This is a genomic window from Sphingobacterium spiritivorum (assembly GCF_016724845.1).
Lineage (GTDB): Bacteria > Bacteroidota > Bacteroidia > Sphingobacteriales > Sphingobacteriaceae > Sphingobacterium > Sphingobacterium spiritivorum_A.
This window is the reverse complement of sequence record NZ_CP068082.1, coordinates 4839832-4852959: the sequence shown is the minus strand read 5'-3', so window position 1 is coordinate 4852959 and position 13128 is coordinate 4839832. Positions and strand designations below refer to the sequence as shown.

The window sequence follows — 13128 nt, the reverse complement described above, 5'->3', positions numbered from 1 at the left end:
TTTTTTACATGATAACGAAAGAACAGATAGCCGAAACATATAAGTCTATTCAGCAGGAAATTACCGATGCTTTGGAAGTGTTGGATGGTGGCGCTAAATTTCAGGAGGAATTGTGGCAACGTGACGGAGGAGGCGGTGGCCGTACCCGTATTATACAGGGAGGCAATTTGATAGAAAAAGGCGGTGTAAATTTTTCTGCAGTTCACGGTACGCTTCCGGAGCCTGTAAAAAAGGCTTTTGGAGTCGAGGATGATCAGTTTTTTGCAACAGGAGTTTCCATTGTACTTCACCCTAATCATCCGTTAGTACCTATTATTCATATGAATATCAGATACTTCGAAATGAACGAACAAACCAGATGGTTTGGCGGAGGTATAGATCTTACACCTCATTATGTCTATAAGGAAGATGCACAACATTTTCATCAGACATTGAAAGCTGTATGTGACAAACACAATCCTGATTTTTATTCTGAATTTAAAACCTGGGCAGATAATTACTTTTTTATCCGTCACAGGGAGGAAACCCGGGGAATAGGTGGTGTATTCTATGACCGCCTTACTCCTGAAAAAACCAATATGTCATATGAACAGATCTTTGATTTTTCCTGCGATCTGGGACGTACTTTTGCGGGTGTGTATGCTGAATTAACGAACAGACATCGTCATGAAAGCTATTCAGAAGAACAAAAGAACTGGCAGATGCTTAGAAGAGGTCGATATGTTGAATTTAATCTGGTATATGACGCCGGTACAAAATTCGGATTAGAGACCAATGGTCGCATCGAATCTATTCTGATGAGTTTACCTGCACAGGCAAACTGGGCTTATGATTTTAAAGCGCAGCCTGGATCAAAAGAAGAAGAAACACTTTCCTTACTTAAAAAGGGTATCGACTGGGTTTAATATTCATTATTAAAAATTTATGATCAAATTTCAAAAATTTGTACTTGATAACGGACTCCGTGTATTGGTACACGAAGACCATAACACAGCAATGGCCTGTGTCAATATTCTATACGATGTCGGTGCACGGGATGAATCTCCGGAGCAGACAGGATTTGCTCATCTCTTTGAGCACCTGATGTTTGGCGGATCAGTCAATATTCCCAACTACGATACGCCTTTGCAAAGAGTAGGTGGTGAAAATAATGCCTTTACATCCAATGACATTACAAATTATTACATCACTCTGCCGGCAGTAAATATTGAGACTGCATTTTGGCTCGAGTCTGACCGCATGCTGAGTCTTGCATTTTCAGAACAAAGTCTTGATGTACAAAAACAGGTTGTTGTTGAGGAGTTTAAACAGCGTTACCTCAACCAACCCTATGGTGATGCCTGGCTCAAACTGAGACCGCTTGCATACCAGGTACATCCTTATAAATGGGCGACTATTGGTAAAGAGATTTCACATATTGAAGAAGCAAGGATAGAAGATGTGAAGGCGTTTTTTACAAAACATTATAATCCGCTTAATGCAATTATGGTCGTGTCGGGAGATGTAACCTTCGAGCAGGTAAAGCAACTGACCGATAAATGGTTTGGGGATATTCCTTCCGGACAAAAGTATAACCGGAATCTGCCATCCGAACCTGTGCAGACTGCAGCACGCAGACTGGAAGTAGAAGCCGATGTTCCGGTGGATGCCGTACACATGGTCTTTCACGGTCCCAACAGATTATCATCAGAATATCAGGCTATGGATCTGATATCAGATATATTATCCCGTGGATCTTCTTCAAGACTATTTCGAAAACTGGTTAAAGAGAAGAAAATATTCAGTGAAATCAATGCCTATGTTACCGGAAGTATCGATGACAATCTGTTTGTTATCGAGGGTAAACCCAGCGAGGGTATTTCCACTGCCGAAGCTGAAGCTGCAATCTGGGAGCAACTTACCTTCCTGAAAAATACGGAAGTAAGTGCCGAAGAATTGGAAAAAGTGAAAAACAAGATCGAATCGACTTTAGTATTTGCTGAACTTTCTATTCTGGATAAAGCCATGAATCTGGCTTATTACGAATTACTTGGTGATGGAAATCTTTACAATGTCGAAATTGGGAAATATTTGACCGTAACGGCTGCTGAAGTTCGAGCGCAAGCTAATCAGATCTTCAGAGAAGAAAACTCCTCTACACTTATTTATCACGCTAAACCGGAACTTATTCATGCTTAACAGATCTTTTGCTCCCTCATTCAATACTATTGCCGGTATTGATCTTGTACATCCTGAATCTCTGACATTTGATAATGGACTTAAAACATTTCTGTTTCATAATCCGGATCAGGAATTAGTACGCCTGGAATGGATCTTCAACAATATTTATGACAAGTCTGAAAATCCTTTACTGAATACTACACTGAGTGCAATGCTTAAGGAAGGTACTACTCGGTTGTCAAGTGCGCAGATAGCAGAACAGGTGGATTTCTATGGTGCATATCTGATTCCGGAGTATAGTTACGATCAGACCAGTCTGACCTTGTATGTCCTGAATAAGCATGTGGATAAGCTGCTGCCCCTTATTAAAGAAATCCTGACTGCAGCGACGATTCCACAACATGAGCTGGATACGTACATACAGAATAACAAACAAACATTAAGCATCTCTCTTCAGAAGAATGATTTTGTAGCAAGGAGATTGTTTTATACTGCTGTATTCGGAGATAACCGATATGGAAATGTACCTACAGCTCAGGCTTATGATGCCATTTCAAGAACGGATCTGCTTCATCTTTATGATCAGCAGATTTTACCTCAAAACTGTACACTGTTTATTGCAGGTAATGTTAGTGAATCTCTTATAGAGCGGGTTAGCCAACTTTTTGGAGAGGAATGGCATTCCGATACGGTAATAGTTGCTCAGCAAAAGCCCGTATTAGAGACCAGTAACGGTCAGCTTATTGTAGAAAATAAAAAAGATGCATTACAATCCGCAATTCGTCTGGGATATCCGATGATTAACCGCACACATCCTGACTTCCCGGCTGTGCAAGTTGTGAATACATTATTGGGCGGATTTTTCGGTTCGCGACTGATGCGTAATATCCGTGAAGAAAAGGGCTATACCTATAGCATTGGTTCAGCAGTGGCCAGTCTCAAATTTTCCGGGTTCTTTACGATTGCTTCTGAAGTAGGAGTGGATGTCACCAGCCAGACTTTAGCAGAGATTGATAAAGAGCTGGATATCTTGTGTACGGAGCAGGCGGAAGAAGAAGAGTTAGCCGTAGTTAAAAATTATATGCTGGGCTCTATGCTGGGCAGTCTGGAAAGTATATTTTCACATGCAGATAAGTTCAAAAGTGTGTATTTCTCAGGAATGACGCTGGACTATTATGATCGTTACGCGGAAGTAGTGAAGACCATGACAACCGAACGTGTACTTGAAATAGCAAAACAATATTTCAGAAAAGAAGATCTTATAAAAGTAGTTGTCGGACAGTTAAAAGGGTAAAGACCTGAATCTTTAGTCTGGCGCAAGCGATCGCTTGTTCCTCTAAAATTAAAGCCCAGGCACCGCTACGCTAATGCCTGCCAGAAAAAGCTTGCAATACCGTATGTGTTACAGTTGGTCAGGACACCAACTGACGCATAGAGAGAGTTTGACATTATTGAAAAAGATTCAAGCACCATACTCATACTGAAGAGATAATAGAGATTTAACCGGAATATTCTTCTCTCTCCATCATAAAGAGCTGTCCCGATATATCGGGACAGCGGATACTAAAGATAAAGGCGAACTTATGCTAAATTCTTGGTCATAATACCAACGATCGAACGAAATGCGTTTGCCGGTGTCCTCACCGGCAATACTATTAAAAGGTATAAGCACCGCTACGTTAATGCCTGCGCTAGATATGTAAAATAAAAGCTTTCTCTGGCGCAAGCATGTTGCTTGTGCCCCTAAAGAATCCAATAATCCATTCTCCTTAACTTATATGAAGATCAGACAACAAAAGTTTATGCGGATTTTTTTCTGCAAACTGTTCCACTAACTGCATCATATAATAATTACTAACGCAGCGATCTTCTTTACTAATGATATCTTCGATCTGCTGACTTTCGTGGTATTGATCCAGAAAACCGAGGGCATAGAGGTTATTTTCCTTTACATATATATAACTCTTTTCTTCAGCATGTCTGCCCTGATCAATCAAAACATAACTTTTCTTTTCCATGGCCAGTGAATCTAAAGCTAATGTTACTTTATCATTATACTGCACGACATCTTCTGTTTCCATATATCTGGATTCCACCTGCCTTCCGTGGGCGGAGGCAGTCTTGTCAGAATAGAAAGCGCAAAGCAGGGGATTGAGATCAAAATCCTGAATAAGCTTAAGTAGCATCTGATTGGCATCGTACGGACGTTCAAAATAACGAATGCATGAAATTCCCTTTGTAACTTTCGTAACAGCCAGTCGCATATAGCCATTAATATCTTCGTAGATCATCAGACCTAATTTTGGTTCATATTGTTTCAAAGCCCGATTGTATGCAGGCCAATGTTTTTTGATCAGCTGGCATTCCATGAGTAAGGCCATTAATTCCGTTCCGGATTCTTCAAAATCAATATCAAAGATTTCCTTCAAAAATAATTGCCTCCTGTTGGAAGTGTTATTTCCTGTAAAATGACTGAGTACTCTTTTTCTTATGTTAATGGCTTTGCCTACATAAATAATTTTGCCTTTATTATTTTTGAATATATAGATTCCGGGTTTTGCAGGCAGGCGTTCAAACACCATTTTATCGATATGTGTGGGCAGAAGCTGTTCTTTGGCATGGGTTTGCAGAAAACTATCGATGAGCCCGTCTGTATCCTGTGAGAGAATACGTTCAAAGAGAATGACAGTCGCTTTTGCATCGCCGGCAGCACGGTGTCTGTCGGAAATCGGAATATCCAGACGCTGGCAAAGATTACCTAAACTGTAAGAAGAAAATCCCTTAAAAATGTTTCTGGCCAGCCGTACAGTACAAAGTTTGGGAGATTTCCATTGATAACCACAAGCCTTAAGGTGGGCATATATAAAGGAATAATCAAAATTTACATTATGAGCAACAAAAACCTTGTTCTCTAAAAAGGAATAGATATCAGCAGCCACATCTTCAAATGAGGGAGCATCCGTCAGCATTTCAGGCGTAATACCTGTAAGCATCTGAATATGATAAGGAATCTCCTTATGCGGATTGATGAGCGTCTGATACGAATCAATTACCTGATGACCATCATGCAGATAAATAGCGATCTCCGTGATACCGCTATTTGCTGCATATCCTCCTGTTGTCTCAATATCGACAATAGCATAAATACGACCTTCTGATACACTCATAGTTTTAGCCATTACACAAATATAATGCTAAAAATATTAGTTTTGCAACAGAAGTTTAAATTTAAACTGTCATCAGATCACGAATAGCGACTGATGCAATCGCTCCGCCAAATGCTGCCGGTAAATAAGACATGGTGCCGTAAGCAGATTTTTTAAAATTACTGCCATCGGTATAGAGTAAGGAATTCTTATCCGGCAATTCAGTTGAAAAGGCAACTTTGACACCATCTCGGATACCATGCTTACGCAGTTTTTTACGGATATGCTGTGCAAGTTTACAATTGTACGATTGACTGATATCTGCAATTTTTATCTTCGTGGGATCTACCTTACCGCCAGCACCCATAGAACTGACAAAGGGAACTTTCGCATCCAGAGCCAGACGAATAAAAAACAGCTTAGGTGTGATGCTGTCAATGGCTTCTACACAATAATCCGGTTTTAAATCCAGTAGCGCAGGTATTTTTTCGGGAATAATAAAGTCCTGAATCACTGTCAGATCCAGCTCCGGATTAATGGCCATTAATCTTTCTTTCATAATCTCAGCCTTAGACTCTCCGTGATTGGTAGACAGGGCAGGCAGCTGACGGTTGCGATTGGTAGGATCTACCGTATCGCCATCAATGATAGTCATTTTACCTACTCCTGCACGACAGATAAACTCCGCCGCATATGAACCTACGCCACCCAATCCCAGCATCATTACATGCGAATTGGCCAGTTTTTCCAATGCTTCACGCCCTACTAACGCTTCCGTACGTGAAAGCCAAGACAAATCTTTCATAAATTACTCAAAAACAGAATGATAATTCTGCATTATATATGCTTTAAACTTTGTTAATTCAATTTGTTTTACCCCCGCTACATAAGCGTAGATTTCATCAATGCCCACAGGCGAGTTATCTGTTTCCAAAAAAATCCGGTCTACAGGTGTTTCAGTCAGCACCTTATCCATGCTTCCGTTCAAGACCGCTTTGCCAAATGAAAGATAATATCCTTTGGAAATCAGTTGCTTAGCCATAATTTCATTCTTTTGATAGCCATGAAAAATAACCTTTCCCTGAAACAATTGGGAAGATAAGGTTTGCATTACTTCTTCAAAAGCACGTACACAATGTATGATCAAAGGTTTATCATATTGTGTGGCCAACTGCACCTGAGCGGCAAATACATCCTTCTGAATATTTACATCCGTTTCTATAACCTTATCTATACCACATTCACCTATTCCCAAAAGTTTGCCATTATCAAGCAATGTACGAAGTTGCGCCAGTTCACCTTCACTTCCTCCATCATTCAGATACCAGGGGTGAAGCCCTGCTGTAGCGCACACACTATTTACAGTTTCGCCATTATTCAGCGCGATACTGCGTATCTGACAGATAGCAGATCCGGAAGTAACGGTTTCACTCTTATGGGTGTGGATATCAATATAGACAGCTGACATATTATGCGCTGCAAATTTCAGAAAAATAAATGAGCTATGAAATTTTATCTACTATTCTTGTATAGATAATTTAAGCTATAGATGTATGGAGGGCATCTAACAAACTTTTGGCCTTCAGTAAACATTCCTCATATTCCTGTTCACCATCCGCCTGGTTAGTAATCGCACCGCCGGTGTGGAAAGAGATGTAGTGGGAGGAGGCATTATATAACAGCGTACGTATAACGACATTGAAATCAAAGTCTCCGTTTTGTGAGAAGTATCCGATTGCTCCTGAATATAATCCTCTGCGGGTATTTTCGATTTCTTCACAATGTTTCATTGCAGCGATTTTCGGAGCTCCGGTCATGGATCCTGCCGGAAAAGTATTTTTTACAGCCTCCAGATCCGTTACATCGGCTGATTTTTGACAAGTAATTGTAGATACCATCTGATGAACCTGTCTGAAACTCTGTATTTCAAATAAGCGGTCAGCTTTTACCGAACCTTTTACAGCACTTCGTGTCAGATCATTTCGTACCAGATCGACAATCATTACATTTTCTGCAATTTCCTTTTTAGAGTCCTGCAGCTGACGCACAATGCGTTCGTCCTCTGCTGCTGTTGCACCTCGTGGCGCAGTACCTTTTATAGGTTGTGAAATAAGCAAATCTCCCCGTTTAGCCATAAAACGTTCCGGTGATGCAGATAAAATATAGTGATCACCCATTCTGAAAAAAGCAGAAAACGGAGTAGGAGAGGCCTCTGACAATTGCTGGTAAACAAAAAAAGGGTCCAGGACAGCATCTTCAGCATAAAATTCCTGACAAAGATTTGCCTCGTAAAGGTCACCTTGCTGAATATGAGACTGAATACGTCCGAACGCCTGCAGATATTCATCTTTTGTCCATCTCGCTTTGATCGTATTTGTAAATTTAAATGTCTCAGGCAAATATTGCTGGGACACTATTTCTTTGAGAATCTGCTCCGGATCCTCAGCCTCGATATATACGCTTCCCTTTTTTATGGTGATGACAACAGCGGGTACAAAGAAGTAAGCAGGGGGAAACTGTAGATAATCAGCTTTATCTGTAGTCAGATCTTCAATTTCATTCTTCAGGTCATACGAAAGAAATCCGGGAATGAATTTTCCGGAATGCTGATCAATAAAATGTTGTGCTTTAAAAAAAGTGTCTGTACCGTCTGCAACAAATTGAGATACAGCTTTAACAGCCAGACAACAGTCAAAGGAAGACCATTCGTCAGCTGACTGATTGGAGTTAAAGAAGCAAATTTCATCAAATTGCATCGCCCATTGCAATGCTTTTTGATGAAATTTGCCAGAGGAATCGCTCGAATGTATATCTTCGATTCGCATTAATTATTTAGATAAGGATAACGTTTGTTTACGGTCCGGACCAACGGAAAGGAATGTAATAGGAACTTCCAGCGCTTTTTCCAGATAAGAGATGTAATTTTTCAGTGCTTCCGGAATTTCACTTTCTGAAGTAATACCGGTCAGATCCTGATTCCAGCCCTGTATTTCTTCCAGTACAGGCTCAGCCTCATTCGTAATGATCTCATAAGGCATATAGTCAATTACCTGACCATCATGCTTATAGTGTGTACACGCATAGATTTTATCAAATGTATCCAATACATCCGCTTTCATCATGATCAGTTCCGTTACACCATTGAGCATAATAGCATATTTTAATGCCGGAATATCGATCCATCCTGTACGACGCGCACGACCTGTAGTCGCACCGAACTCGTGTCCAAGCTTACGTAATTCCTCACCAACTTCATCATGCAGTTCAGTAGGGAATGGTCCGCCACCTACACGGGTTGCGTATGCCTTGAAAATACCGTACACCTTGCCGATTTTATTAGGGGCTACACCGAGACCTGTACATGCTCCTGCAGTAGTTGTATTAGAGGATGTAACGAACGGATAAGATCCGAAATCTACATCTAACAATGTACCTTGTGCACCTTCTGCCAAAACACTTTTACCGGATTTCAGATACTGATTCACCAGGTGTTCAGAATCTACGTGAGGAATAGTTTTGATATAATCAATTGCCGCCAGAAACGCTTGTTCTTTTTCAGAGAAATCAGGGATTTCACCGTAATGAGATAAGATAGACAGATGCTTTTCTTTTAGTTTCTCATAGCGTTCTTTAAAATCCGGCAATGTAGTATCACCTACACGAAGACCGTTGCGGCCTGTTTTGTCCATGTAAGTCGGGCCGATACCTTTAAGTGTAGAACCAATTTTGCCTGCACCCATTTTGGATTCTGAAGCAGCATCCAGCAATTGGTGAGTAGGAAGGATAAGGTGAGCTTTGCGCGCCAAAACCAGATTTCCTTTACCAACCGGATCGAAGCCGGCAGTTTTCAAATTGTCTAACTCTCTTTTCAGGATAATCGGATCAATAACAACACCATTTCCGATAAGATTCATGATACCTTCATTAAAGATACCTGACGGGATAGTGTTCAATACGAATTTTTTGTTATCAAACTCCAATGTGTGTCCGGCGTTAGGGCCGCCTTGGAAACGTGCGATCAAATCGTATTCAGGACATAAAACATCTACGATTTTTCCTTTACCTTCATCGCCCCATTGTAGGCCCAAAAGCACATCAACTTGCATAGCTTTTTTGTATTGAGATTAAAAATATATTTAGATAATGACTTATTCTAAAACAAAAATGTTCGGAAAAATTACGGTAGTAGTTTTTCCGAACAAATGTACTATAATATTTTACCAATAGTCAATATTAATTTGAAATAACCGCTTTTTCGGCTTTTGCCTTAGCGGCTTTGTCTTTCTCCTGGCAATCTTCACAGACGCCATACAGATTGAGAGAGTGATGTTTGATGTCAAACTTCAGCAAATCTCCCATCAGACTCTGGATCTGGTTGATCCTCGGATCACAAAATTCGACCACTTTATTGCATTCTATGCAAATCACATGATCATGTTGTTTATAGCCAAAAGATTTTTCAAACTGAGCCATGTTACGGCCAAACTGGTGTTTGGTCACGAGATCGCATGACACCAATAACTCTAATGTATTGTACACGGTAGCTCTGCTCACACGATATTTTTTATTTTTCATGTGAATGTACAGTGATTCAACATCAAAGTGATCGGAGCGCGAATATATTTCTTCCAAAATAGCGTAGCGCTCAGGAGTCTTTCTCAGATTTTTATTTTCCAGATAAGCCTCGAATATCTTTTTTACAGTGGCGTAATTTTCTGCTAGATTCATATCAAACTTAAGATTCTTTACAAATTTACCAAATTAGATTCACAATATCGCTTTTTTCAAAAATGTGAGATTCAGTTGATTTAATTCTCCGATTCATATCGTGTCACTCCGGTTATTCCGCTGATATGTTTGAGGTTTTTAATCAGATTATCCAACTGATCTGTATCGTTGACAAATACCATGATATTTCCTTCAAAAATACCCTCATTACTTGATATAGACAGCGAGCGGATATTGACCTTAAACTCCTGAGATATAACGGTAGTAATCTTGTTGACCAATCCGACGTCATCGATTCCGACAATACGCAATCCGGTAAGGAAAGCCACATTGTTGGATGTTGAAGAAGCCCATTTAGCTTTCAGAATACGGTATCCGTAGTTGGCCATCAGCTTAGACGCATTCGGACAGCTTGTACGGTGTATTTTTATGCCGTCATTTACTGTCAGAAATCCGAATACATCATCTCCGGGAATAGGATTACAACAAGGTGCCAGCGTATAATCTACTTCCTGGAGATCGTCGCCAATCAACAACGTATCCAGGTCTTTCTTATTTATTTTTTCTACTAATCCGCTGATGTGGGAGCTAAACTGACTTGGCGAAGTGTCAATCAGTTTTTCACTGGCTGCATAATCGCGCAGATTTTTGATATCTATAGTTCCTTTGGCCACATTGTAAAATAATTCCTGTGAGCTCGGAAACTTAAAATAATTAGAAATCTTATTGATATTATCAGTGTTATAGGTAATCTTCAGCGATTTTAGTTTGCGCTCCAGTATTTCCTTGCCGTCTTCCGCCACGCGGCGCTTTTCCTCTTTGAGAGACGAGCGTATTTTGGACTTGGCTTTGGCCGTTACGACAAAGTTGAGCCAATCTTCTTTGGGTACCTGCTTACCAGAAGTGATGATCTCGACCTGATCACCGTTCTGTAACTTATGACTCAGTGGTACAAGCTTGTGGTTGACTTTAGCACCGATACAGGTCGCACCGATATCCGAATGTATCTCAAAGGCAAAATCCAGGGCTGTGGCATCATTGGGCAACTGAATAAGCGTTCCTTTGGGCGTAAAAATGAAAATCTCATCCGAGAAAAGATTCATTTTAAAATCATCCACAAAGTCCAGCGCATTCGAATCAGCACTGCTCAGTACATCTCTTACTTTCTGAATCCACTGATCCAGTCCGCTGTCCGAATTGGATTCTTTGTATTTCCAGTGTGCCGCAAATCCTTTTTCTGCAATCTCATTCATGCGTTTGGTGCGTATCTGTACTTCTACCCATTGTCCACGCGGACCCATTACAGTTGTATGCAGAGATTCGTATCCGTTTCCTTTAGGAGAGGATACCCAGTCGCGCAAGCGATCCGGATTTGGTCTGTATAGATCCGTCACAATAGAATAAGCCTTCCAGCATTCTGTTTTCTCTTTTTCATAATCCGTGTCTATAATGATACGGATCGCAAACAGGTCATATACTTCTTCAAAAGGTATAGACTTTTTGCGCATCTTGTTCCAGATAGAATGAATAGATTTAGGACGGCCGAATACTTCAGCTTTAATCCCCTGTTCTTCCAGAATCTCTTTAACCGGTCCGACAAAATCCGAAATAAATTTCTCACGTTCTGCTTTCTTTTCATTCAGCTTTTTCGCTATAAATTTATAGGTATCCGGATCGGTATACTTCATGGAAAGGTCTTCCAGTTCGGACTTAATCGCATACAGTCCTAATCTGTGAGCCAGCGGAGCGTAGAGATAGCTTGTTTCAGAAGCAATCTTCAACTGCTTGTCGCGCGCCATAAACTCCATTGTCCGCATATTATGTAAGCGGTCTGCCAGTTTAATAAGGATTACGCGTACATCATCCGCCAGCGTCAGCAGCATTTTACGGAAATTTTCCGCCTGCATAGAGCTGTTCGGATCGAATATACCCGATATTTTGGTTAGGCCATCGATGATGCGGGCCACTTTTTTCCCAAACTGATCTTCAATTTCCTGTAAGGTGATAGCTGTATCTTCAACGACATCATGCAACAGTGCACATACAATCGATGTAGTACCAAGTCCGATCTCGTCCGCAGCAATTTTGGCTACAGCGATAGGGTGGAAAATATAAGGCTCGCCCGATTTGCGGCGCATTTCCTTATGACTTTCCAGAGCCAGATCAAATGCTTTACGTATCTCTTGTTTGTCGCCGCGTTGTAAAGTCGGCTTGCACGCTCTCAATAAATCTCTATATCTTTTGCGAATTTCTTTGTTTTCAGCTTCAATATCAATCACATACTCTTTCATAAACGTGCTGTAAAATTTTTAAGATACTTTAAATATTTTTATTAAATTAGGACAGAAAAAAGTACCTTTATATGGATATCTGTTTTCATTTGAATAAATGTAGTAAAATTATTTATCAGAATAAAAACAAAAGGCTTTTTTTGATGCAAAAATGAAAATTATATATGTACCCGGATTTGTGCTTTTTCTGCTCCTTCCTCTTTTTGGAAAAGGGCAGACATTGATTAAGCCTCAGTATGGTGGAGGCGAACCGGAAGTGGTAGAGCATTATGCCACTACTACATTGGATGACGGAGAAGTGGTGCCCTGGTTTCCTATACCGGAAGTGGTCGTGACGGGCAAACGTATATGGAGCAGTGAAGACGCTAAGAAGGAATACCTCAGACTTAGAAGAAATGTGCTGCGCGTATTACCGTACGCGATCTATGCACAAAAGAGATATGATCAACTGGACAGAGATCTGGCATTGGTCAATGATAAAAAAGAACAAAAAAGACTGATTAAAGCCTGCGAAGAAGAAATTAAAGAAAAGTTTACCAAGGAAATAAAAAATCTGTCGGTGTCACAGGGGAAAATATTAATCAAACTGGTGGACAGACAGACCGGAAAAACAAGCTATGATATGGTGAGAGAAATGAAAGGCGGACTTACCGCATTTTTCTATCAGGGTATCGCAAAAGTATTTGGTCACAACCTGAAAAGCACATACGATAGTCAGGAGGATTTTGAGATCGAAAACATTATCAGAAGTTTTGAGAGAACGCGCCCGGTAGCATCTCCGCCGCTTCAATAAAAAATATAAC

The 13128-nt window shown here is 40.5% G+C and carries 11 protein-coding genes; 4 read left to right on the top strand and 7 right to left on the bottom strand.

The genetic code is table 11. The features are described from left to right. Positions 1-8 precede the first annotated feature (8 nt). Genes hemF through I6J03_RS20765 form a run of 3 tightly spaced genes read left to right on the top strand, consistent with a single transcriptional unit; the run spans position 9 to position 3454 of the window. Positions 9-905 carry an oxygen-dependent coproporphyrinogen oxidase gene (gene hemF / locus I6J03_RS20775; protein WP_003005772.1) on the top strand — a complete coding sequence of 299 codons (897 nt, stop codon included), beginning with the start codon at positions 9-11 and terminating at the stop codon, positions 903-905. 19 nt (positions 906-924) lie between these two features. Next, positions 925-2178: a M16 family metallopeptidase gene (locus I6J03_RS20770; protein WP_003005770.1), complete on the top strand. Its 1254-nt coding sequence runs from the start codon at positions 925-927 to the stop codon at positions 2176-2178. Beyond that, entirely contained in the window at positions 2171-3454 is a 1284-nt protein-coding gene (locus tag I6J03_RS20765; protein ID WP_003005768.1) for a M16 family metallopeptidase, read from the top strand. Before I6J03_RS20770 ends, I6J03_RS20765 begins: the two co-directional genes overlap by 8 nt. 475 nt (positions 3455-3929) lie before the next feature. On the opposite strand, the gene I6J03_RS20760 is transcribed toward I6J03_RS20765, so the two are convergent. From I6J03_RS20760 to I6J03_RS20730, 7 genes are all read right to left on the bottom strand, one after another. Then, on the bottom strand, positions 3930-5327 hold the full coding sequence (locus I6J03_RS20760) for an exonuclease domain-containing protein (RefSeq protein WP_232279670.1): 1398 nt from the start codon (positions 5325-5327) through the stop codon (positions 3930-3932). A 61-nt stretch (positions 5328-5388) separates the two neighbouring features. Next, positions 5389-6111 (bottom strand): tRNA threonylcarbamoyladenosine dehydratase, encoded by a 723-nt coding sequence (locus I6J03_RS20755; protein WP_003005764.1) that lies wholly within the window; start codon positions 6109-6111, stop codon positions 5389-5391. Positions 6112-6114: 3 nt separating this feature from the next. Beyond that, positions 6115-6774, bottom strand: coding sequence for a TatD family hydrolase (locus I6J03_RS20750; protein WP_003005762.1), 660 nt, complete (start codon positions 6772-6774; stop codon positions 6115-6117). A 70-nt stretch (positions 6775-6844) separates the two neighbouring features. Beyond that, positions 6845-8131 (bottom strand): aminodeoxychorismate synthase component I, encoded by a 1287-nt coding sequence (gene pabB / locus I6J03_RS20745; RefSeq protein ID WP_003005759.1) that lies wholly within the window; start codon positions 8129-8131, stop codon positions 6845-6847. A gap of 3 nt (positions 8132-8134) precedes the next feature. Further along, a complete protein-coding gene (locus I6J03_RS20740; protein WP_002995069.1) occupies positions 8135-9412 on the bottom strand; it encodes an adenylosuccinate synthase in 1278 nt (425 codons plus the stop codon). Positions 9413-9539: 127 nt separating this feature from the next. Continuing rightward, on the bottom strand, positions 9540-10034 hold the full coding sequence (locus I6J03_RS20735) for a Fur family transcriptional regulator (RefSeq protein WP_003005757.1): 495 nt from the start codon (positions 10032-10034) through the stop codon (positions 9540-9542). Between the two features lie 80 nt (positions 10035-10114). After that, a complete protein-coding gene (locus I6J03_RS20730; protein WP_002995073.1) occupies positions 10115-12325 on the bottom strand; it encodes a RelA/SpoT family protein in 2211 nt (736 codons plus the stop codon). Between the two features lie 151 nt (positions 12326-12476). Between I6J03_RS20730 and I6J03_RS20725 the strand changes: the two genes are divergently transcribed. Further along, positions 12477-13118 (top strand): DUF4294 domain-containing protein, encoded by a 642-nt coding sequence (locus I6J03_RS20725; RefSeq protein WP_002995075.1) that lies wholly within the window; start codon positions 12477-12479, stop codon positions 13116-13118. The last annotated feature ends 10 nt before the right edge of the window (positions 13119-13128 follow it).